The sequence below is a fragment of the Pseudoalteromonas sp. SK18 genome, assembly GCF_001974855.1.
GTDB lineage: Bacteria > Pseudomonadota > Gammaproteobacteria > Enterobacterales > Alteromonadaceae > Pseudoalteromonas.
This window is the reverse complement of sequence record NZ_MTQB01000005.1, coordinates 163,083-185,789: the sequence shown is the minus strand read 5'-3', so window position 1 is coordinate 185,789 and position 22,707 is coordinate 163,083. Positions and strand designations below refer to the sequence as shown.

At 41.1% G+C, this 22,707-nt stretch carries 21 protein-coding genes and 7 tRNA genes; 10 read left to right on the top strand and 18 right to left on the bottom strand.

Features of this window, described 5'->3' with window-relative positions; all coding sequences use genetic code 11:
• Nucleotides 1-346: 346 nt before the first annotated feature.
• A complete protein-coding gene (locus BW139_RS06140; protein WP_010391441.1) occupies nucleotides 347-1,030 on the bottom strand; it encodes a DUF3334 family protein in 684 nt (227 codons plus the stop codon).
• A gap of 116 nt (nucleotides 1,031-1,146) precedes the next feature.
• On the opposite strand from BW139_RS06140, the gene cmoA reads away from it, so the two are divergent.
• The 5 genes from cmoA to BW139_RS06115 all read left to right on the top strand — a co-directional run bounded on the left by cmoA (nucleotide 1,147) and on the right by BW139_RS06115 (nucleotide 5,502).
• On the top strand, nucleotides 1,147-1,872 hold the full coding sequence (gene cmoA / locus BW139_RS06135) for a carboxy-S-adenosyl-L-methionine synthase CmoA (protein ID WP_008111640.1): 726 nt from the start codon (nucleotides 1,147-1,149) through the stop codon (nucleotides 1,870-1,872).
• Between the two features lie 15 nt (nucleotides 1,873-1,887).
• Nucleotides 1,888-2,856 (top strand): tRNA 5-methoxyuridine(34)/uridine 5-oxyacetic acid(34) synthase CmoB, encoded by a 969-nt coding sequence (gene cmoB / locus BW139_RS06130; RefSeq protein WP_010391439.1) that lies wholly within the window; start codon nucleotides 1,888-1,890, stop codon nucleotides 2,854-2,856.
• Nucleotides 2,857-3,051: 195 nt separating this feature from the next.
• Nucleotides 3,052-4,104 carry a phosphoribosylformylglycinamidine cyclo-ligase gene (purM, locus tag BW139_RS06125; RefSeq protein WP_008111645.1) on the top strand — a complete coding sequence of 351 codons (1,053 nt, stop codon included), beginning with the start codon at nucleotides 3,052-3,054 and terminating at the stop codon, nucleotides 4,102-4,104.
• Nucleotides 4,104-4,751 carry a phosphoribosylglycinamide formyltransferase gene (gene purN, locus BW139_RS06120; protein WP_008111647.1) on the top strand — a complete coding sequence of 216 codons (648 nt, stop codon included), beginning with the start codon at nucleotides 4,104-4,106 and terminating at the stop codon, nucleotides 4,749-4,751. The genes purM and purN overlap by 1 nt, the downstream gene beginning before the upstream one ends.
• A complete protein-coding gene (locus tag BW139_RS06115; protein ID WP_008465234.1) occupies nucleotides 4,705-5,502 on the top strand; it encodes a DUF3108 domain-containing protein in 798 nt (265 codons plus the stop codon). Before purN ends, BW139_RS06115 begins: the two co-directional genes overlap by 47 nt.
• Nucleotides 5,503-5,633: 131 nt before the next feature.
• Here the strand turns inward: BW139_RS06115 and BW139_RS06110 are convergent, their stop codons facing one another.
• A complete protein-coding gene (locus BW139_RS06110) occupies nucleotides 5,634-6,398 on the bottom strand; it encodes a class II glutamine amidotransferase (protein WP_008465236.1) in 765 nt (254 codons plus the stop codon).
• 308 nt (nucleotides 6,399-6,706) lie between these two features.
• On the opposite strand from BW139_RS06110, the gene fadE reads away from it, so the two are divergent.
• The gene (gene fadE / locus BW139_RS06105) at nucleotides 6,707-9,169 is read left to right on the top strand and encodes an acyl-CoA dehydrogenase FadE (protein WP_008111724.1); all 2,463 of its coding nucleotides are present in this window, start codon (nucleotides 6,707-6,709) and stop codon (nucleotides 9,167-9,169) included.
• Here fadE and BW139_RS06100 read toward each other — a convergent pair whose 3' ends face one another.
• The 11 genes from BW139_RS06100 to dnaQ form a co-directional block, all read right to left on the bottom strand.
• Nucleotides 9,170-10,285, bottom strand: coding sequence for a DUF6136 family protein (locus BW139_RS06100; RefSeq protein WP_076919033.1), 1,116 nt, complete (start codon nucleotides 10,283-10,285; stop codon nucleotides 9,170-9,172).
• Nucleotides 10,282-10,872: an ATP-binding cassette domain-containing protein gene (locus BW139_RS06095; RefSeq protein WP_076919031.1), complete on the bottom strand. Its 591-nt coding sequence runs from the start codon at nucleotides 10,870-10,872 to the stop codon at nucleotides 10,282-10,284. The genes BW139_RS06100 and BW139_RS06095 overlap by 4 nt, the downstream gene beginning before the upstream one ends.
• Before the next feature lie 472 nt (nucleotides 10,873-11,344).
• A tRNA-Asp gene (locus BW139_RS06090) sits at nucleotides 11,345-11,421 on the bottom strand.
• Between the two features lie 53 nt (nucleotides 11,422-11,474).
• Nucleotides 11,475-11,551 (bottom strand) — tRNA-Asp (locus tag BW139_RS06085).
• Between the two features lie 36 nt (nucleotides 11,552-11,587).
• Nucleotides 11,588-11,664, bottom strand: a tRNA-Asp gene (locus BW139_RS06080).
• Nucleotides 11,665-11,702: 38 nt separating this feature from the next.
• Nucleotides 11,703-11,779 (bottom strand) — tRNA-Asp (locus tag BW139_RS06075).
• A 31-nt stretch (nucleotides 11,780-11,810) separates the two neighbouring features.
• Nucleotides 11,811-11,887: transfer RNA gene (locus BW139_RS06070), tRNA-Asp, on the bottom strand.
• Between the two features lie 41 nt (nucleotides 11,888-11,928).
• Nucleotides 11,929-12,005: transfer RNA gene (locus BW139_RS06065), tRNA-Asp, on the bottom strand.
• Nucleotides 12,006-12,032: 27 nt separating this feature from the next.
• A tRNA-Asp gene (locus BW139_RS06060) sits at nucleotides 12,033-12,109 on the bottom strand.
• Between the two features lie 98 nt (nucleotides 12,110-12,207).
• Nucleotides 12,208-13,578 carry a TIGR03503 family protein gene (locus BW139_RS06055; RefSeq protein WP_076919029.1) on the bottom strand — a complete coding sequence of 457 codons (1,371 nt, stop codon included), beginning with the start codon at nucleotides 13,576-13,578 and terminating at the stop codon, nucleotides 12,208-12,210.
• Nucleotides 13,579-13,587: 9 nt separating this feature from the next.
• On the bottom strand, nucleotides 13,588-14,301 hold the full coding sequence (dnaQ, locus tag BW139_RS06050) for a DNA polymerase III subunit epsilon (protein WP_076919028.1): 714 nt from the start codon (nucleotides 14,299-14,301) through the stop codon (nucleotides 13,588-13,590).
• A 68-nt stretch (nucleotides 14,302-14,369) separates the two neighbouring features.
• Here dnaQ and rnhA point away from each other — a divergent pair, with 68 nt between their 5' ends.
• A complete protein-coding gene (rnhA, locus tag BW139_RS06045; protein ID WP_008114594.1) occupies nucleotides 14,370-14,834 on the top strand; it encodes a ribonuclease HI in 465 nt (154 codons plus the stop codon).
• Nucleotides 14,835-14,848: 14 nt separating this feature from the next.
• Here rnhA and BW139_RS06040 read toward each other — a convergent pair whose 3' ends face one another.
• A complete protein-coding gene (locus BW139_RS06040) occupies nucleotides 14,849-15,610 on the bottom strand; it encodes a class I SAM-dependent methyltransferase (RefSeq protein ID WP_076919026.1) in 762 nt (253 codons plus the stop codon).
• Between the two features lie 53 nt (nucleotides 15,611-15,663).
• Here BW139_RS06040 and gloB point away from each other — a divergent pair, with 53 nt between their 5' ends.
• Together gloB and BW139_RS06030 are read left to right on the top strand one after the other, a co-directional pair.
• Nucleotides 15,664-16,437 (top strand): hydroxyacylglutathione hydrolase, encoded by a 774-nt coding sequence (gloB, locus tag BW139_RS06035; protein WP_076919024.1) that lies wholly within the window; start codon nucleotides 15,664-15,666, stop codon nucleotides 16,435-16,437.
• A 189-nt stretch (nucleotides 16,438-16,626) separates the two neighbouring features.
• Nucleotides 16,627-18,204: a LysM peptidoglycan-binding domain-containing protein gene (locus BW139_RS06030; protein WP_076919023.1), complete on the top strand. Its 1,578-nt coding sequence runs from the start codon at nucleotides 16,627-16,629 to the stop codon at nucleotides 18,202-18,204.
• A 68-nt stretch (nucleotides 18,205-18,272) separates the two neighbouring features.
• Here the strand turns inward: BW139_RS06030 and BW139_RS06025 are convergent, their stop codons facing one another.
• Nucleotides 18,273-19,643, bottom strand: coding sequence for a Gfo/Idh/MocA family protein (locus tag BW139_RS06025; protein WP_076919021.1), 1,371 nt, complete (start codon nucleotides 19,641-19,643; stop codon nucleotides 18,273-18,275).
• 161 nt (nucleotides 19,644-19,804) lie between these two features.
• Here BW139_RS06025 and BW139_RS06020 point away from each other — a divergent pair, with 161 nt between their 5' ends.
• The gene (locus BW139_RS06020; protein ID WP_076919019.1) at nucleotides 19,805-21,415 is read left to right on the top strand and encodes a M28 family metallopeptidase; all 1,611 of its coding nucleotides are present in this window, start codon (nucleotides 19,805-19,807) and stop codon (nucleotides 21,413-21,415) included.
• Nucleotides 21,416-21,481: 66 nt separating this feature from the next.
• Here the strand turns inward: BW139_RS06020 and BW139_RS06015 are convergent, their stop codons facing one another.
• The 3 genes from BW139_RS06015 to BW139_RS06005 form a co-directional block, all read right to left on the bottom strand.
• The gene (locus BW139_RS06015) at nucleotides 21,482-21,709 is read right to left on the bottom strand and encodes a calmodulin (RefSeq protein ID WP_076919016.1); all 228 of its coding nucleotides are present in this window, start codon (nucleotides 21,707-21,709) and stop codon (nucleotides 21,482-21,484) included.
• A 69-nt stretch (nucleotides 21,710-21,778) separates the two neighbouring features.
• The gene (locus tag BW139_RS06010; protein WP_010391414.1) at nucleotides 21,779-21,991 is read right to left on the bottom strand and encodes a calmodulin; all 213 of its coding nucleotides are present in this window, start codon (nucleotides 21,989-21,991) and stop codon (nucleotides 21,779-21,781) included.
• Between the two features lie 155 nt (nucleotides 21,992-22,146).
• Nucleotides 22,147-22,359, bottom strand: coding sequence for an EF-hand domain-containing protein (locus BW139_RS06005; protein ID WP_010391413.1), 213 nt, complete (start codon nucleotides 22,357-22,359; stop codon nucleotides 22,147-22,149).
• Nucleotides 22,360-22,707: the final 348 nt, after the last annotated feature.

The window sequence follows — 22,707 nt, the reverse complement described above, 5'->3', positions numbered from 1 at the left end:
GTGATTATATCAACGGATATTACAACAACGTTAGGCCACATCATTATAATGCTGGTTTAGCGCCAAATGAATCTGAGGTTAGATACCAAGATTCTAAAACTGTGGCCAAAATTAGTTGACCACTACAAAGGAGTTAAACGCGGTTCAAAAATCTGCAATAAATTGGAAGGAAGAAATAAACAAAATGAGTAAAGATAAAAAGTATATAAAATAAACTCAAATAAAAAAGTACGATTTCAAATCGCACTTTTTTATTTGAGTAACTTTTTAACTTACCACTAATAGCTAAAAACTGACAGCTAGCTCGTCGGGTTTCGTTTCACTCAACCCAACCTACGTAAAAACATTAAAGCCCTAATTCGGCCATAAAGTCGTCGTCGCTATCATCTTGCTTTGGCTGTTTTGCTTTTTCTTTATCCGCTTTTTGCTTGGCTTCGTTTGCGATAATGTCGTCTGGGTCTACAGCTTCTACAATGTCAAAATCGTGAAGTTTAATAAACTCTGTTTTATCCATCGCTAATTCTAAATAGAAGATATTTTGATTGCGGGTAGTAAACGTTACACGGCGAGCTTGCGGGCGATCCATAGTGGTATCAACCGATATTTGCACTTGCTTATTAATAGCCATCATTTTTGGCTGGTTTTGGGTAATAGAGGTATGTAGCTGTTCACGCACTTTTGACGTGAAGTCGCCCACTATTTGGTTCATCAACTCACCCATCACGTTTGAAACGTCATCAGATAAGTGACTATGCGCGATTTCGTCTTCTGGCATGCCCATATTACGCATGTAATCGCCATAAATTTCCATCGCCGCTTGCGCCGTAAAGTTGGTAACAACTAAGCCGGTAAAGCCCCCGTCAAATAAAACAAAACAACCTATGTCTGGTCGCATACATGTGCGGGTAATTTTTTGCACCATGGCTGAATAGCTGATCTCGTTGCCGCTGGCTGATGAAAGTACACCCGTTACTGAGTGGCATAATGTTGCTAATATATCGTCGGTACTAATAACCTTACTTTTGCTCATTTAATAATCTCTTTTATACTTATTCTTCATAATTCTAGTCAAGCTACTGAATTTATCACTGACTATCCAGCATAAAATGTTAAAATAGCACTATTATTTTCAAAGAGACTGCCTTCGTGAGTATAAAAGACAGTATTTATGCCTCTGAGCAACAAGTAAAAGACTTTAGTTTTGATCAAAACGTGGTTGAAGTATTTCCCGACATGATCCAACGCTCGGTACCCGGTTACGCCACCATAGTAAGTACCATGGGAAAATTAGCTGGTGAGTATGCTCAGCCAAATTCAAATTTGTATGACCTAGGCTGCTCGTTAGGGGCGGTTACCCTAAGTATGCGCCGTAATATTCAAACTGATAGCTGTCATATTATTGCTGTAGATAACTCACAAGCCATGGTGGAGCGTTGTAAGGTCCATTTACAAGGGTTTAGATCAGACGTTCCTGTAACGGTTACATTAGGTGATATTAACGAGCTTGATATTCAAAATGCCTCAGTAGTAGCGATGAATTTTACTCTGCAGTTTATTCCACCTGCGCAGCGCAAAGCGGTACTTGAAAAAATATACGCTAATTTAAAGCCCGGTGGCGTTTTGCTATTAAGTGAAAAAATTAAAGCCGAAAACGAGCAATGTGATAACTTACTGATTGACTTGCACCACGACTTTAAACGTCATAATGGCTACTCTGAGCTAGAAATAAGCCAAAAGCGTACCGCCATTGAAAACGTAATGCGCCCCGATACACTTAGCACACATACACAACGTTTAAGCGACATTGGTTTTAGCCAAACGCAAGTGTGGTATCAATGTTTTAATTTTTGCTCAATGGTAGCAATTAAATAATTTAGAGAGTGACACATGTCTGCATGGTTTAACCAATTTTACGCTGCTATTGCACAAAGCCCACTTAGCCACTGGCTAGAAACCTTGCCTGCGCAATTAAAGCATTGGCAACAAGAGGCCAGCCATGGCGATTTGCCTCAATGGCAAAAAGTACTAAAAAACTTACCTGAGGTATCAACAAACCAAGTTGATATTGTCAGCAAAGTAGCAATAGGCGCGCCTGGCGAAATGACTGAAGGCGAAAAAAAGCAAACCACGCATTTATTAAAACGCATGATGCCTTGGCGAAAAGGTCCATTTAATGTGCACGGTATCGATATTAATACAGAATGGCGCAGTGACTGGAAATGGGATCGACTCCTACCGCATATTGAGCCATTAAAAGGCCGTACTGTATTAGATATTGGTTGTGGCTCGGGATATCACTTATGGCGTATGCGCGGTGAAGGTGCACAGTTTGTGGTGGGTATTGACCCATCTGACTTATTTTTGTGCCAGTTTCAGGCAATTAAACACTTCAACCCTGATGAAAACGTGCATTTATTACCATTAGGTGTAGAAGCCCTGCCAGAGCTTAAAGCATTTGATACGGTATTTTCGATGGGAGTACTTTATCACCGTCGCTCACCTATCGACTTTTTAGCGCAATTAAAGGCACAGCTTCGCCCTGGTGGTGAGCTAGTACTTGAAACTTTAGTTATTGAAGGCGATGAAAACACCGTTTTAGTACCGACCGACCGCTACGCAAAAATGCGTAATGTATGGTTTATTCCAAGCACTGCGGCATTAAAATTGTGGATGGAACGTGTTGGCTTTAAAGATGTGCAAATTAAAGATTGTGCTATTACAACGCTCGACGAGCAGCGTAAAACTGACTGGATGGAAAACGAATCTTTAGTTGACTTTTTAGACCCTACTGACACCAGTAAAACCATTGAAGGCTACCCTGCTCCACTTAGAGCAATACTCACAGCTAAAGCCTAATTGCGATATTAAGGTTTATTTTATTATTAAAAAAGCGCCGTTGGGCGCTTTTTTGTTTACTAATACAGCAACTAGCGGACAAGTGTCCTTGTCTTTAAAATCAAATCCAGATTTCAACTAGCCGCGCCCTTGCAATTGTTGTAAAATACGCGCGTTTCTAAGTAAGCATCAAAACAACTATTTTGAGGAAAACCTGTGAGCGAACAAAAACAGTCTCTAAGCTATAAAGACGCGGGCGTAGATATCGACGCTGGTAATGCACTTGTTGAGCGTATTAAAGGCGTAGTTAAAAAAACTCGTCGTCCTGAAGTGATGGGCGGAATTGGTGGTTTTGGCGCACTTTGCGAAATTCCTGAAGGTTATAAGCAACCCGTACTTGTAGCAGGCACCGATGGTGTTGGTACTAAGTTACGTTTAGCAATTGACCTTAAAAAGCATGATACCGTAGGTATCGACTTAGTTGCTATGTGTGTAAATGATTTAATAGTTCAAGGCGCTGAACCCCTGTTTTTTCTAGATTACTACGCAACGGGTAAACTAGATGTAGACACAGCAGCCGACGTAGTAACCGGTATTGGTAAAGGTTGTGAAATTTCAGGTTGTGCCCTTATTGGTGGCGAAACAGCTGAAATGCCAGGTATGTATGATGGTGAAGACTACGACATGGCAGGCTTTTGTACCGGTGTAGTAGAAAAATCTAAAATTATTGATGGTACTAAAGTAGCCGCAGGCGATCAGCTAATTGCGCTTGCTTCTAGTGGTCCACACTCAAACGGTTTCTCACTAATTCGTAAAGTATTAGAAGTGTCTAACGCTGATACTAACCAAGTGATTGATGGCAAAACCTTAGGTGAGCATCTTTTAGAACCAACACGCATTTACGTTAAACCATTACTTGAGTTATTCAAGCAAGTAGACGTGCATGCTCTTTCGCATATTACTGGTGGCGGCTTTTGGGAAAATATCCCACGTGTATTACCTGAATCTGCAAAAGCGGTTGTTAAAGGTGATAGCTGGCAGTGGCCTTCTGTGTTTAGCTGGTTACAAGAAAATGGCAACATTACCACTCATGAAATGTACCGTACATTTAACTGTGGTGTGGGCATGGTGTTAGTTGTACCTGCTGATCAACTTGAAAACAGCTTAAACATTTTAAAAGATCTTGGCGAGAATGCATGGCACCTTGGTGAAATTCAAGATGCGGTTGCAGGCGAAGAGCAAGTTGAAATTGTAGGTGGTGCTGCGTAATGGCACCCACTCGTCTAGTAGTTTTGATCTCAGGCAGTGGCTCAAATTTACAAGCCATTATTGATGCCTGTGAAAGCGGCGAGATAAACGCTCATATTGCGGCTGTTATTAGTAATAAAGCAGACGCATATGGGTTAGAGCGTGCAAAAAATGCAGGCATTGCAACGCAAGTACTGAGTCATAAAGAGTTTGACTCCCGCGAAGCATACGATGCCCAGTTAATGCATATAATTGACTCTTTTGAACCAAATCTAGTTGTATTAGCTGGGTTTATGCGTATTCTAACTCCTAGCTTAGTGCAAAAATATGTTGGAAAAATGTTGAACATTCATCCATCTTTGTTGCCTAAGTACCAGGGGCTGAATACCCACCAAAGAGCAATTGATGCAAAAGACGACGTTCACGGCGTTAGTGTTCACTTTGTTACTGAAGAATTAGACGGCGGGCCCGTTATTCTCCAAGCCAAGGTGCCTGTATTAGCAGACGATACTGCAGATACACTCGCTAAACGTGTGCATGCACAAGAGCACATAATTTATCCTTTGGTGGTCAAGTGGTTCAGTGAACAACGACTTACGATGGAAGCAGATTATGCAGTTCTTGACGAAAAACAACTTCCTGCACACGGCGCGCACTACCCAAAATAAAAAATTAAGTGCCTGGCTATTTTGTGCGGGCACTTTATTACTGCCTACCAGCCTGGTTGCAGGTGAGTTAACCCAGTATCAAGCCAGCTACGATATTTTGCGCAAAGGCGCAAATCATGGTACAGCCGAGCGGACGCTTAAAAAACTCGACAATGATAACTATCAAGTCACCTATCACAGCGATATTGAATGGATGATTTTCTCTGACTCACGTCAAGAATCATCAACCTTTAGCTTTATTAATGATAAAGTAGAGCCTATTAAATACGCTATGATCCGCACAGGCACAGGGCCTGACAAAAAGTATGAAATTAACTTTGACCGTCAAACCAAAACGGTTACCAGTAACACCAGCGATTACCCGTTAAAATGCCAATGGGAAGATAAATTCCAAGATGGTATTTCTTATCAAGTACAAGTTCGTGAAGGCCTTAAAAAAGGCAAAACTAGTTTCTCGTTTCCGTTAGTTGATAAAAAAGGTAATTGCCGTGACTACGACTTTGAAGTGGTAGAAACCGAAATGATTTCTTTGCCTATAGGTAATGTAGAAGCAGTAAAAGTTAAACGCTTATACGATAACGATAAACGCCAAGCCTTAGCCTGGTTTGCCCCAGAAATGGATTACATGTTAGTGCGCATGTGGAAAGGTGAAAAAGGTGTTGAGCAGTTTGAAGTACAGATGAAATCGTTTACCGTGATCAACCCATCGGCTCTACCTGCACAAGTTAAAAACGAAATAACACCAGAGTAAATTTGTTTACAAGATGCAGGACGAAAGGCCCAAGTGTGACAACCATAACTTGGGTTTTTCATTTTTAATACTTATACACTTTATCAATTTGTAACTTTGAGTTGGGTTTCGTTTCACTCTAGCTAGCCAACCTACATTAATTCACCCATTTTAAATAACGCAAACTCTCCTGGCTGCATTTTTTGCCAGCGCTCATCATTAGTTAATGGTCTTGTTGCTATAACCGTTACTACATCGTTTGGCGTGGTTTCTTGTTGAAAGTCGACCACCATGTCGGCATCAATCAAGGTTGCTTTACCAAATGGCGCACGGCGCGTTATATAGTGTAAGTTATTAGTGCAATACGCTAAAACAAATACACCATCGGTCAATAACATATTAAATACGCCCTTTTCACGCAATGTATGCGAAAGCTTAGCGGCATATCTAAATACCGACGCCATATTATTTGGACGCTTTGGGTATTTTTCACGAATTTTGTCGAGCAACCAACAAAATGCCAGCTCGCTGTCGGTGTTACCCACTGGGCGATAATACTCTGTTTTTAAATCGTGATAATTTGAGAGCTGCCCATTATGTGCATAGGTTATTTCGCGCCCCCACAACTCTCGAGTAAACGGATGGGTATTTTCAAGACATACCCGACCACGGTTTCCTTGGCGAATATGGCTAATAACCGATACACTTTTAATTGGGTACGCTTTTACCAGCTTTGCTATTTCTGACTGGTAACTTGGCTCTGGATCTTTAAAGGTTCTGCAGCCTTTACCTTCATAAAAAGTAATGCCCCAGCCGTCTTTGTGCGGCCCCGTATTTCCACCACGCTCCAACAACCCTGAAAAACTAAAACAAATATCCGTTGGCACATTGGCTGACATGCCAAGTAATTCACACATAAAATAAATAAACCTTTAAAAAGCTAAACATAGAATATCGTTCTATTTTTAATAAGCGTACACTGATTATCATAAGTATATTTACTTAATTAAACTTATATTACTACTAGATTAATTGATTTTTTTAACGCTTATATTTTTTATGATAAGCCGAAATAAACGATTACAGCCAAACTGTTCGTATAACATACAACGCATTGTAATAATCGTACCGATAACTACACTTTAATCTAAGTAATGTACTTGAAACTTAGCGTTACTAGCGCTACTCTAAACGAGGTGGTCTGACCTCTATTAAGGAATTAGCAATGACACTCATATTTACACTCGGTTTAATCGCACTGCTCAGCATTGCGCTTTACCACAGAGCGAGTTGGAACACAGCACTTGGTGTTTCTGCCGCAACATTATTAATTGGTACCTTTGCCGGTGCTTTTGGTTTAATTAGCTGGGTGATCTTTTTAATCATCGCAGTGCCTCTTTCTGTTACTGGTATTCGCCAGCAATACATTATCAAACCTATTTTCACTATCTTTAAAAAAGTAACACCGAGCATGTCTGACACCGAAAAGTCAGCAATCGATGCGGGTACTACCTGGTGGGAAGCGGATTTATTTTGTGGTAATCCAGATTGGAAAAAGCTTCACCAATACCCGGTTCCAAAACTCACTATTGAAGAGCAGGCATTTATCGACGGCCCTGTTGAAGTAGTGTGTAGCATGCTGGACGATTGGGAAGCAACGCATGAGCTTACCGATCTACCTCAGGATGTATGGCAATATCTAAAAGATAATAAATTCTTTGCCATGATCATTAAAAAGGAATATGGCGGCTTAGAATTCTCTGCATTTGCACAATCGTGTGTACTGCAAAAGCTAACCAGTAAATCAACATTGCTTTCGTCAATTGTTGGTGTACCTAACTCGTTAGGTCCGGGTGAGTTATTACAGCACTATGGTACTGAAGATCAAAAAAATCATTACTTACCGCGTTTAGCAAGCGGTCAAGAAATTCCATGTTTTGCACTTACCTCGCCAGAGGCGGGTTCTGATGCAAGCTCAATTCCAGACTACGGTGTAGTATGTAAAGGGCAATGGAATGGCGAAGAAGTAGTGGGTGTAAGCCTTACATGGAACAAACGTTACATTACGCTTGCGCCTGTAGCTACGGTTCTTGGCCTAGCATTTAAATTACAAGATCCAGATGGATTATTAAGCGATGTTAAAGAGCCTGGCATTACCTGTGCGCTTATTCCAACAGATACCCCAGGGGTAGAAATTGGTCGTCGTCACTTCCCGCTTAATGTGCCGTTCCAAAATGGCCCTACTCGCGGTAAAGATATTTTCGTTCCACTTGATTACATTATTGGCGGCCCAGAAATGGCTGGTCAAGGCTGGCGTATGCTAGTTGAATGTTTATCGGTTGGTCGTGCAATTACATTGCCATCAAATTCAGCCGGTGGCATTAAAATGATTGCAGTAGCAACAGGTGCTTATAGCCGTATTCGTCGTCAATTCCGCTTACCTATTGGTAAAATGGAAGGGGTTGAAGAATCAATGGCTAAACTTGCTGGTTATGCTTACAGCTCAGACGCTGCTGTTAGTATGTCAACAGGTGCGGTTGATTTAGGCGAGAAGCCATCCGTTGTGTCGGCGATTATTAAGTACCACCTTACCGAGCAAATGCGCGATTCAACCATTCATGCAATGGACGTGCTAGGCGGTAAAGGGATCATGCTTGGGCCAAATAACTATTTGGGTCGTGGCTATCAAGGTGCACCTATTGCCATTACCGTTGAAGGTGCAAACATCTTGACCCGTAATATGATTATTTATGGTCAAGGTGCAATTCGCTGTCATCCATTTGTACTTACCGAGCTAGGTGCGTGTGAAATTGAAGACCGCGAAGAAGCGCTTAACGTATTTGATAAAGCGCTAATGGGCCACATTGGCTTTACCATGTCTAACTTAGTACGTACTAAATGGCTTGCCCTTACTGGCGCTCGTTTTACTAGCGTGCCATACAAAGACGAAACGGCAGAGTTTTACCGTATTGCGTCTCGCTTTAGTGCCTCTTTAGCACTTATGTCAGATATTAGCATGGCCGTATTTGGTGGTTCACTTAAACGTAAAGAACGTATCTCAGCACGTTTAGGCGACTTATTAAGTTACCTTTACTTAGTGTCTGCAACGCTAAAACGTTACAACGACGAAGGCCGTAAGAAAGAAGATTTTGCACTAGTTCAATGGAGCTGTCAGGATCATCTTTACCACTGCCAACGTGCACTTGCTGATTTAATTAATAACATGCCGTCGGCTCCACTACGTGGTGTTTTAAAAGTATTGTTATTCCCGTTTGGTCGTCCGGTTCGTAAACCTACCGACAAACTTGAGCACAAACTAGCGCAGTTATTGCAAGTTCCTAGCGAAACACGTAATCGTTTAGCAAGCTATGTATACCTTACAAACGAACCGCTTAACCTTGTGGGCCGTCAAGAGCAAACGCTTAAAGACGTTCTAGAAGTAGAGCCATTGTTTGAGCGTGTATGTAAAGAAAAAGGCGTAAAACTACCATTCTTCCAGCTTGATAAAGTGGCGCAAATGGGCTTAGAAGCAGGCATTTTAAGCCAAGCAGAAGCCGATAAGCTCGCTGCAGTTGAGAAAGCACGTCTAGATGTGATTAACGTTGATGACTTTGACCCTGCAGATTTACTTGCCGGCAAAGCAGCGCGTAATAGCAAAGCGAAATCTAAAAAGGCAGATGCAGCTTAACTAATTTAGTAAAGCTAGCATTAACCCTGCTAAAATTAGCCAAACCAGCGCATAATGCGCTGGTTTTTTTTGCGCAAAGTAAACCTGTATTACACACCACATATTACCAATAAAAAATAATGCAATATGAATGTGACCAAAAATAACGCTATAACTTATCGTTGCTACTAAAAACAGCAATAGGCTAGGTAAAAACTGGCTAATATAAAAGGCACGTTCTCGCTGGCATGTTTTAAAAAACAATCGATACTGCTCGTGAACTTTACCGCAATCAAATTGCAAAGAACTACTAAAGAGCACAATAAAAGCCATGGTTAACACTACGAGTATAGGTAGCAAATCAGCACGTTCGTTTATTAGTGCCGCTGATGCCATAAATACACATAAAAGTAGCGACACGCGCCAAACAATTACCCAGCTATGGTTTAGTAAATAACAAAACCAAAAACCAAATATTGAACTTACTGCAATTCGCCCGTTAATATTAACCACGGGGACAAAAAGACTCAGCGCAAACAACACAGCAAACCCCATATGATAAGTAAGCGGTTGCATATAAAGAGGAACACACACTAATATAGTGCTAAATATAAAGCCATATATCAATGCGCTGGGTTTGTATAAGCACAAAACGCCCAAACTAAATTGCAACAACATAAATACAATAAAATGCGGTACTTTAACCCATTGTGATAGCGTTAAATCTAGCGCAATTAATACACTGGCTATAAGCCATGCATTACTGAGCGTTAATAGTTTAATATCGACTAAATATAACCAAACTGATCGTGCAATAGTTTGCTGAAATAACCGCTGCTTACTATTTTTAATTGCTGACTTCATTGCGCTGAGCATCACACTTTGTAGTAACAAATAAAATAAAGCCATTTGTGCACCGTATTGGGGTGCTGCGCTACTGTCTATAATTTTTCCAAGACCTAAAAAAAGTAGCAATATAAAACCCAACACCGATGAGCCTAACACCACTAAAAATAACAACCCAAAACTTTTCAGTTGTAATAATAATTGCTTAAGCTCTTGGTTATAAGCTAAATACCGGTAACCCATAAACACTCTATATTGAGTTAATGGGTGTTTACTTGGTGCAATATTCATAACGATATACGCTCAAACCCATGTTCAACAAACACAGTAGGTTCGTGACAAGTAATAATAATTTGCCCGTTTGGTTTATCTGCTAAGTAAGCGTCAAGTAAGGAGAGTAGATATTGGATACTTGCCTGATCAAGGGCTGCACTCGGCTCATCAAGTAATAGATAAGGTGCTTTGCGCATTAATGCTAAAATTAACTGGCACTTTTTTTGATTGCCTGAGGATAATGCATCAAAACGCGTATTAAGAAATTCGCCAAAGTTAAAACCACTAACAATCGCATTAGGCCATGGGCAACCGAGTGTACTAACAGATAAATGTATAATTTGATTGGCAGTTAAAAAATCAGGTAAAGCAATACGTTCAGTAGCAATAGCGACCTGTTTATCTAGCTCTTTAAGTGTTTCCCCTGCAAATAAAAATGTGCCACTTTGCGGCTTTTCAAGCCCCGCTAGCATCATAAGTAACGTGGTTTTACCTTGACCGTTAGGTGCATCAATACACACTTTTTGGCTGCTAAACACTTTATTGTAATCACGGTAAACAACGTTAGCAGCAAACTGCTTATTTAAGCCAATCACTTCAATCATAAAATATCCCTTTAAATGAGCGTGATATTATAAATAAACTTTTATAATAAACAAAACCCATTCTAACAGCCTCAAAACAACACTAACGATAAAGTAACGTCACTTTCTAATAGCGACAAACCTTTGTAGTAAAACAGATACAGCATAAGAAGCTCTGAAACCGCTTGTGTCAATAACAGCGACTTACCCTAGCACTTGACTATAAAGATAAAGTTTTTACATCTGCGGCGTTATGACTTAGCCACAGGTCAACGAAAGCTGCTTTGAAAGATAATTTTAATTTTGATAACACGTAAAGCTTTGAACTAGACTAAAAATTAAACTAGGTGTTTTTTAATTCAAATCTATTAAGGTTTACGTATGTAAATTATGACTGATAGCTGATAGCTGATAGCTGATAGCTGATAAAAAATTATGTTTGGATTTATTAATAAGGAAATTATTTATTGCTTGTTATTGAGGAAATAACAAGTGGCGGAGTGGACGGGACTCGAACCCGCGACCCCCGGCGTGACAGGCCGGTATTCTAACCAACTGAACTACCACTCCGCAGTGGTATGTGCATGGGGTAATGCACTTACTAATTTTGTTACGATATCAAATGGCGGAGTGGACGGGACTCGAACCCGCGACCCCCGGCGTGACAGGCCGGTATTCTAACCAACTGAACTACCACTCCGCAGAGATATCTTTTACTTGTCATTACTTAATTTGTTGGCGGAGTGGACGGGACTCGAACCCGCGACCCCCGGCGTGACAGGCCGGTATTCTAACCAACTGAACTACCACTCCAGCATACAAATTTTGTAATATAACAGTGTTTAAATAGTTGGCGGAGTGGACGGGACTCGAACCCGCGACCCCCGGCGTGACAGGCCGGTATTCTAACCAACTGAACTACCACTCCAGCGCGTATTTAAACTGTTATTTTTTCTTATTGGCGGAGTGGACGGGACTCGAACCCGCGACCCCCGGCGTGACAGGCCGGTATTCTAACCAACTGAACTACCACTCCATAATAAGAATATGTTTTACAACCATATGTTGTGTAAGTGTTGGCGGAGTGGACGGGACTCGAACCCGCGACCCCCGGCGTGACAGGCCGGTATTCTAACCAACTGAACTACCACTCCAGCGCATACTTACAAATTGTCGAAAATTGGCGGAGTGGACGGGACTCGAACCCGCGACCCCCGGCGTGACAGGCCGGTATTCTAACCAACTGAACTACCACTCCGCATTTTCGTTTCTGTCTGAGTCTCCCCTGACAGCGGCGTGAATAATACGAACCAGCCCCTGCTTCGTCAAGGGCTTTTTTGTTTTTTTACAGGTTTTTTAGTCATCTGACATCGAAAGGTTTAAAATTCCACCTGATTTGTCATTTTTTGAGCTACTTTCTGAATCATCTGATTTTTGCTGTTCAGCTTTTTTTGACTCAACAGCTTTCTTTTTATTTAAAAAAGCTAAATTCAATTTAAGTTTTAATGGTTTGTTCTGCACAAAAACACGAATACATAACCAACCTATAAATAAAATGGCCAAATTTCCACCAACAATTAAACTAACCATTAATCCCGTGGACATTACTTTTGGTTTTACAACTGGCACAGGAATAATTTCTGGTTCGCTAACACTGGCAACTGGAATTTCTGGAATCACTTCTATCGGTCTTTCTATTTCAAATAAATAGGTTGGTAATGTGGCCATAAACTCTCGGTCATTGATTGTTGAGCCAAAAACAGAGATTTCGATGTTGTAGCGCCCCCAACCATAATCTTGTAAAGCCAGCTCTCTAGCAGTAGTGCTGTTGCTATCTAAGTAAAATACCTGCTCTTCACCATTGGGATAATAAATTTTACCTTGCATGATCACCGTATCAGGTTTTAAAAGCTTATCATCAATATTGATGGTAATGCGATGATCATCCCCCTCTTCGGTTGCTTCAACGGAGGTAAAGCTGAAAGGCGGCTCATGCACAACAATAGGATCTTGAACCACCCGCCTCTCTAATACATCAGTGGTAATATAAAGCTCAGGGCGCCACTCGCCAGGTGTGAAATTTAAAGTAAACTCACCGGTAAACACACCGTCTTTAGCGCTTTCATCGAACCCGTAGCCATCATCTTTGAATTCAGTTACTTGTTGTATGCCTGCACCAAAGTTTTCAAAGTTCTCATTATTGGTGCTCACAAAGCTCACATTAAGCGAGACCGCATCTTTAAATAGGTTGGCACGAATCGGCTCGCCATCATTTAAAATCTCTCCGGTTATTTTTACAGTTTCACCCTGAAAAAGAATTTTAGGCAGTGGCTCAACTTTAAGCGATAACTCACCAATAACAACAATGCGGCTCTCTGGCATTATTTGGCCAATAACTTGCCACGGCCCAGGCATGGGATTACGAATAACTACTAAGTCATAATTTAATTCGTCGTACCAATCAAGGCTGGTGTTTCTCACCGCATTAATAGCAAAGTATTTAGTGCCATCGGGTCTTACTAAAATAACGGCAGGCGATCCTGGGCGTCTAAAGAATATTAATTTTATTTCATCAATTTTGTCATCAACACGAAAACGGTTATCCAGTAACGGGATTTCATTTTGTTTACCGCTGCCTTTTAACTCTTCAACTTGCTTTACGCTGTGTGCATCGGGGGAGAAACACACGGCGATTAAAAGCAGTGAAACTACTAATAGCGTTTTCATAATAATGCCCTATTCAGCGCGCCATAAACAATGGCCGCCCTCCTTCTGTACAATGTCTAAACGCGTTTGATGTGCGCTTTGCTCTGCCTCGCTAGCTGCTATAACTACCAAAGGTGCTCTGTCGCTGTTTAAACGCCTAATACCGCCTTTTTGATCTTCACTCGAGTCATCTTTGTTTTGATTTAGGTTTAGCTTTACTTGCCCCCCGGTCATTGCCAGGTAAACATCGGCTAAAATTTCAGAATCCAGTAAGGCACCGTGTAACGTCCGCTTAGTGTTATCAACATCGTAGCGGCGACAAAGTGCATCTAGGTTGTTCTTTTGCCCTGGATGCAAGTCACGCGCCATTTTAAGGGTATCAAGCACACCACAAAAACTATGGGTGTTTTGATAGCCTTGGTTTAATAACGCAAATTCATTATCCATATGGCCAATATCGAACGGCGCATTATGAATGACTAACTCAGCCCCTTTAATATAGTCAAAAAACTCTTGGGCAATATCACGATAAAGCGGTTTATCGCGTAAAAATTCATTAGTAATACCGTGAACATCGATTGCTTCTTCTTCAATGCTGCGCTGCGGATTAATGTAAACGTGAAAATTATTGCCGGTTAACCGACGATTCATAAGCTCCACACAGCCGATCTCAATGATACGGTGCCCTTGTTTAGGGTCGATGCCGGTGGTTTCTGTATCTAAAACTATTTGTCTGCGTGCCATATCGAATTAAGCCTGACTCTGGTATCTTTCTATAATCACTTTATTGTACATAATATCAAGGTAAAACAGTGCAAAAAACCGTAGAGATTTACACCGATGGTTCGTGTTTAGGTAATCCAGGCCCCGGTGGTTATGGTATTTTTATGATTTATGAAGCCCATGAAAAAAAATTAAGCCAAGGCTACAAGCTTACAACCAACAACCGTATGGAAATGCTGGCAGCCATTGTGGCGCTAGAATCTCTTAATCGTTCTTGCCCTGTAACCCTAACTACCGATAGCCAATATGTTAAGCAGGGTATTGAATCGTGGATCACCAATTGGAAAAAACGCGGTTGGCAAACCTCGGCCAAAAAGCCGGTTAAGAATGTCGATTTATGGAAACGTCTCGACAAAGCCTGTGCCGAGCACGACGTTACCTGGAAATGGGTAAAAGGCCACAGTGGCCACAAATATAACGAAATTGTTGACGACCTTGCTCGTGATGCAGCCAGCGGCAGCGACTTACTCGATGATGAAGGTTACCAACCGTAACCCTCTACATCATGCTATTTTTTATTTTGCTGATAATGCTGTTTTGAGGTCTGCCTAAGCCCTACCCCTTTTATTGGCGCAAATTGTGGACGAGCATGCCACTTAGGTTTGATTGGCGTAAGTGGCGCAACTCGTTTTCGTGCCACCAGCATATACACACTGCCCATAGGTTTTAAATACTGTTTGGTAAAGCTGCGCCAAAATGCAAACCGCGATAAGCGATTACCGCGCGCCAACGACGAATAAATAAAACGCTCATCGGCCACAATTTCAAATCCAAGTAAATTTAGCCAGTCTTTTACCCGTGCAGGAGTAAAAAAGCGCCCTGTCCACGGTAATTTTTGACGGCTAAACGGCAGTAACTGCGCTAACCCACAAAAGCTAAACGGATTAAAACCCGTAATGGCGATATAACCGCCTGGAATAAGGGTTCGATGAGCCTCACGTAAAATATGATGTGGATCTGAGTGATACTCTAAACAATGGCTCATAATGCAGGCATCTATACTATGCTCGTAAAAAGGCAGTTCATCTATATCGGCAACCACCCCCGTGTATGGGCCAAGCTCTGCAACGCATACTTGATGCTTAATAGAGCTTTTGCTGGTATCGAGTTCAGCACTTAAGTTACCCAATTTAAGCATATGATAGCCAAACATACGCGGTAACCACGGCGATAATTTGCGTTCTATATCACAACGTAAATAATCACCATGCGGAAACTGCTGCCATGACAACGGTTTGGGGCCTTCTTGAAAACTAAGGGCTGGTTTCATTATATAAGCTCGTTATAATATTAATTAAATACCACTTTATAGAGCAACGATACATGGTGCAAGTCAAAGCAATTAAAGCCTTTTCTGATAACTACATTTGGTGCTTAACCACCGAGCAGAATAACCAAGCGTGGGTGGTTGACCCAGGACAATCAGCGCCAGTTTTAGAGCATTTAGCACAGCATAACTTAACCCTTGGCGGTATTTTAATTACCCATCATCATTATGATCATACCGATGGTGTGGCTCAATTAGTAAAGCAGTACCCAAACATTGCAGTTTATGGCCCTAGTAATAGCCCATTTGAGGGAATAACAACGCCTTTAAATGAAGGTGACACAGTTAGCGTATTAAGTATTCCATTTGAGATTATAGCAACACCAGGGCACACTCTAGACCATATTTGCTATATAAATGATGCACTGGCCTTTACTGGCGACACCCTGTTTAGTGGCGGTTGTGGGCGCTTATTTGAAGGCAGTCCAGAGCAAATGTGGCACTCATTTAATAAGTTGCGTGCGCTGCCAAGTGATTGCAAAGTATATTGCACCCACGAATACACCCAGGCAAACTTGGCCTTTGCAAAAGCGGTTGAGCCACGAAACCCTGAATTACTCGCTTACAGCGAGCAAGTGGATAAGTTACGTAAAGACGATGAAATAAGCTTGCCAAGCACCATAGGCCAAGAGCTGAAAATAAACCCATTTATGCGTAGCAATTTACCCAATATTACAGAGTCATTACCAAAAGAATATTGTTTAGTTACAAAAAACAATGAACCTTGGGAAAACTTTGCTAGTCTGAGAAAGTTCAAAGACAATTTTTAAATTAAGGCCTGTTGGACCTTTTAAGGCTAAACAGGCTCTAGCAACAACAATAATAAAACGATTAGTTAATAAACAATAAGTTAACATTTTCTAATCATATTTGTTTGGAACTTTTAACGCTCATAAGTGGCAATGTTTACTCATTATGGGTAGTATTCGCCGAGTTTTTTACCCTATGTATTGGTATTTATGAATAAATCTCCTCTTTTATTGGTCTTAGCGATGACGCTAAGCGGTTGTCAAACACTGACAACGTTAAACACAGATTCACAAGATCAAGCCCAAAACCAGCTTGAAGGCGCTAGCCCAAATGATATTAGCACTGCATTAATGATGAATGCGCAATATCAACAAGTAAACGACATCGAAGAAGAAGCCCCCGTGTTTGACGATGTTTGGGAGCGTATTCGTTACCAATTATCTATAGATATTCCACAAAACCGCCCTGTGGTCGCTGAACGAAATTATTATGCACGTCATCAGGCTTACCTAGATCGTATTTCTAAACGTGCTGAGCCGTATTTACATTTTATTGTTGAAGAAATTGAAAAGCGTGAAATGCCTATCGAAATTGCACTTTTACCCATTGTAGAAAGTGCGTTCGACCCTTATGGCTATTCGCACCGAACTGCATCGGGTATTTGGCAATTTATGCCTGCAACTGGTGAGCGTTTCGATTTAAAACAAAACTGGTGGTATGACGGTCGTCGCGATATTGTTCAATCTACTCGCGCAGCGCTTGATTATCTTTCGTACTTGCACAAAACCCTTGAAGGTGATTGGCTAAACGCAATTGCCGCCTATAACTCAGGTGAAGGCCGCTTGCTGCGAGCGATTAAAAAGAATCGTAAAAAGCATTTACCTACCGATTTTTGGTCGCTAGATTTGCCTCGTGAAACCACCGCCTACGTGCCTAAATTATTGGCCTTGGCTGATTTGCTCAAACGTGCAGATGATTTTAATGTGTCGTGGAAGCCTATTATTAACGCGCAAGTGGTTGAAGTGGTTAATATTGAGTCACAAATAGATTTAGCATTGGCTGCGGATATGGCCGACATGACCCTCACCGAGCTATATCGATTAAACCCAGGATTTAACCGCTGGGCAACCGATCCTGATGGCCCACACTTTTTATTACTTCCTACCGATAAAGTAGAGCAATTCACTGAAAAGCTCACCGCGACAGCGATTAAAAACCGTCTTCGCTGGCAGCAATATAAGGTCAAACGTGGCGATAGCTTGTCGGTGATTGCAGATAAATTTACCACTAGTATCAGCGCAATTAGGTCATTAAATAAGCTTAACTCAAACGTAATTCGTGTGGGTCAACAAATTTTAGTGCCACTCACTGATGGTAAAATTAATAGTGAACATTTGCCTCAGCAAGTGCGTGCCGCTGCTAATAAAAGTTTACGCACTAAACTTTCTCATACGGTAAAAAGTGGCGATACCCTTTGGGATATTAGCCGCGAATACGATGTAACGATGAGTGAATTAGCTAAGTGGAATAAGCTGAAGAAAAATGCAGTACTGCGCTTAAATCAAAAGTTGGTTGTTTATAAGTCAGCGAACCAACCTAAAGAATCGGCGAATAACACTAATCGTACTATTACCTACAAAGTACGCCGAGGTGATTCTTTAGCGCGTATTGCGTCTAAGTTTAATTTAACAGTGAGCGATATTATTAAATGGAATAACCTTGCTGGGCAAAAATACTTACAGCCAGGACAAAAGCTTAAATTAAAAGTATATGTAAGAAGTAGCTGATCCCTATTGTAATAAGCTGTTAAATAAAAAAGAGCGCATGCGCTCTTTTTTTGTGCCTGCTATAAACCTTAGCTTACAATGCCTAAAGGCTTTGCTGTTTGCCATGCACCGCGAGTAAAGTCGGGAATATCAATTGAGCGGCTACGCTCACTCACAGACTGGGCTGATAACGGTGAAATAACCGACCATGCTGCGCCATCGTAAACGTCCTGATCCAGCGGCTCGCCATTTCTTAAACAGTAAATCATCCGCCAAAACATTAAAAAGTCCATCCCCCCGTGGCCACCATTGCGCTGTGCTTCTTCACCCATTTTAATCCATAGGGGATGATCGTACTGCTCATACCATGCGCTCATATCATAATCCCATTCATGAAAACTTTTAGAACCACCATTTTCAAGTGCAATACGATTAGGGAAACCGGCAAACACCCCATTCGTGCCTTGGATTAAATTATGTCGAGAGTATGGCCGAGGGGTTGTTGTATCGTGCTGTACCATAATACTGCGCCCTTTGAGAGTTTTAATCAGTGTCGTGTTCATATCACCGGCAATATAATTAAGCTGATTACGAGAATGATCCGCTGCAAATTCACGTTGCGCATAGGCACTTCTACCCAGCGAAGGTGAGCTCATTGAAGTTAAAAAATCAAACCTATCGCCACGGTTTATATTCATATATTGCGATACCGGCCCTAATCCATGCGTAGGATATAAGTTACCATCACGTTTTGCATGCCATTGCGTTCGCCATGAGCCTGTTTTGTGCTCAAGCTCTTTCATTTGCCAACGAAGCTCATGAATATAGGCCGCTTCGACATGTAACAGCTCCCCAAATACACCTTGGCGCACCATGTTTAATACCATTAACTCGTCGCGACCGTAATTCACATTTTCCATCATCATACAATTTTTTTGAGTACGTTCGGCGGTATCTACAATCTGCCACATTTCGTCAACAGTCAGTGCCAAGGGCACTTCAACAAAAGCATGTTTTGCGCTGTTCATAGTATCGATAGCCATAGGTGCATGCCATGCCCAAGGAGTAGAAATAATGACTATATCTATGTCTTGTCGTTCAAGCATTTGTTGATAGGCCCGCTCACTGCCAGTATATAACGCCGGCTTAGCTACCCCTTTATCAACTAAATAATTGGCAGCTCGCTCTAGCACCTCAGTGTGCGTGTCACAAATAGCGACTATTTGCGCACCTTCAATATGGCTCATGCGCTTTACATGTCCATAACCGCGCTGACCTACACCAATAAAGCCCACTCTAACCACATCCATTTTAGGCGCGACTAAACCAATAACGCTGCGCCCTTGCTGTTTTGGTGCGCTTGCATTAGCACTTCCACTTGATGCACAACCACTCACTACACCTGCAGCTGCGGCAACACTGGCTGCTTTTAAAAAGTCTCGACGATTAAATTGCTTCATTGCTTTATCCCTTTTGTTATTGTTTTAACTTACCTAAAGGCGATGAACGGGTAAATAGATGAAGAGGTAAGCGACATAAAAATAAGGTTAAAAGAGATAAAAATTCGCATTTACCGGTTACTTGGGGTTATAGTCGAAAAAAATTATTATTTTAAGTAGTTATGTCTTATATAAAAATCACTGCACTTTTTTTAGCTATTGCACTAACGGGTTGCTCTGAGCCTACAATGCCAGCTTCATCTCTTGAAAACACTCCTGGCGTTAGTTTAAACAATCTTAAACAACATATTAAAACCTTAGCATCAGATGACTTTGAAGGACGCGGCCCCCTTACCTTAGGTGAAGTTAAAACCGTTGGTTATTTAAGTGAGCAATACCAAGCTATGGGGTTATCTGGCGCGTATCAAGGGAAATATTTACAGCCAGTTAAAATGGCCATGCTAACTGCAGATCAAAATATGCAATTAACTATGGGAGAGCTTAGCTTTACTGCAGGTAAAGACTTCACCGCCCGTACAAAGCAGTTAAAGCCGATTATTGATGTCCGTAATAGCGATATTGTGTTTGTTGGTTATGGGATTAACGCGCCAGAATATAACTGGAACGACTATGCCAATGTTGATGTAACCGATAAAACCGTTATTGTGCTGGTGAACGATCCGGGCTTTGCCACCCAAGACGATACACTATTTACAGGCAATGCCATGACTTACTATGGCCGCTGGACTTATAAATATGAAGAAGCCGCACGCCAAGGTGCAAAAGCAGTATTTATTGTTCACGAAACAGCCCCAGCCGCATATCCATGGGGCGTGGTTGAAAGCTCAAACACGGGCACTAAATATAGCTTGATGGATAACAATCTTAACGCATCTGAACTACCGGTTATGGGCTGGTTAACACTTGATGCCGCTGAGCAAGTATTTACATCGGCAAACTTAAATTATCAACAATTAAAACAACACGCATTGAGTAAGCAATTTCAAGCTAAAGAATTGAACCTAAAGGCGAACCTTGCATTTAAAAATGAAGTGTCACACGCTAAATCACATAATGTGGTTGCAAAAATTACAGGCAGTGAAACCCCTGACGAATACGTTATTATTAGTGCTCATTGGGATCATTTTGGTACTAAACAAACCGACAACGGGCCTAAAATTTACAATGGCGCAGTCGATAATGCTTCAGGCACCGCAGCAACACTTGAAATTGCTCGCATTATGAGCAAGATGCATCAGCAAAAGCCGTTTAAGCGCTCAATCCTGTTTGCTAACTTTACTGCCGAAGAAACAGGTCTAATTGGCTCAGAAGAATTTGCCAATGGGAACATGATTGCCACCAAAAAAATGGTCGGATTATTAAATATCGATGGTATGAACGTACTCGATGAAACCGATTATATTTTGCAATACGGTAGCAACCTATCCGAAATGGAGCATTACTTAGCAAGCGCGGCTAAAGCACAAGGACGCGTGGTAAAAATGGATCCTCGCCCACAAAATGGATTGTTTTTTAGATCAGATCATTTCTCACTCGCTAAACAAGGCGTGCCAAGTTTACTGTTTATGAGCTTAGGTGATACCGATCCTGACTACATCAGTCATAAATACCATAAAGAAGCCGACGACTATTCAGAAGCATGGTCATTAGCTGGTGCAAAACAGGATATCGAGCTGGTTATAGATATAGCTAGTCAACTTGCCAATAATGGCGATTGGCCTAAGTGGATAAATGAATCTGACTTTAAAGCCAAACGTTTAGAAGATAAGTAAATAAAAAAGCAGCCGAGAAATTATTCGGCTGCTTTTATCTGTATCGTTAAAGATTGTGCGTGTTTGTTACTGAACTTTGGCAAATTCTTGTTTAGATAATTCACCGTTCCCGTCAACATCTAAGTCATCAAATAATTTAGCTAGTTGCGAATTAGCTTGTGCTTCAGACTGGCTGATCACGCCATCACCATCTGTATCGAATGAATCAAAATCCCCCCCTGCAAAAGCCGCTGAAGACGAAGCAAGTGCAATTAAAGCAAGCGTTTTAGTAAGCGTTTTAGTAAATGTTTTCATAATAAATCCTTAGCTTAATAAAAAAGTGGGTAAGAAATCCTTTTCAAAGATCCTTAGGGAATTATAAAGTTAGTATGCTGAAAATTCGTCTTTAGAAAGTTCACCATTGCCATCTACGTCCAGCTCTGCAAACTGCTCCATAAGTTCGGCCGCAACCGATGCTTCAGCTTGGCTAATTGCGCCACTACCATCTACATCAAGAGTTTCAAAGTCTGTGCTGGCAAATACTGCAGATGAAGAAGCAAGTGCCATAAGTACAAGAGTTGACTGTAATTTTTTCATAATATTAATCCTTCAAAGTATGCAATGTTTGGGTATAAATTAATTAACTCAACGCTACAACCGTACATCCTAGTTATTCTCTTTCATAGGCTCCCTTGCCTATTTAGGTTGTCTTTGGCAACTCAGAATATGTAATAGCGTTGAGCATTGGCCTTTTAAGCCTTAGAAAATTCTGCTTTAGAAAGCTCGCCGTTTTTATCCGTATCAAGCTCTGTAAACTTACTCATAAGTGAGGCATCTACTGATGCTTCAGCTTGGCTTATTGCGCCATTACCATCCACATCCAGTGTGTCAAAATCTGTTGCAGCAAACGCCACAGATGAAGAAGCAAGTGCCATTAATACCAGTGTTGATTTAAATGTTGTCATAACGTAATTCCTTCATTGGGTTGTAAGGTTAAGCGTTAAGCTTAATCACTTTTTGCTAAATACAGCTTAGCTATTACAACTTCGATGCCATGTTTATTTTTTCATTTATAAACAATAAGTTAAAAATAAAAATGTGATTTTTACTTAAAAACACCTCGTATTTTGTTGCTCTTTTGCAACAGCTACTTTTAACTAAAAAGATACCCTTTAAAATTCAATAAGTTAAACCTCCTAAAAAAGACACACCTATCTCTAATTAAACTCAAAACAACAAGACTGAGCCGCTATAGGAATAAATCGCCACTGAACAAATTAACAACGCGAAATTAAACAGGTTAAATTAAATAG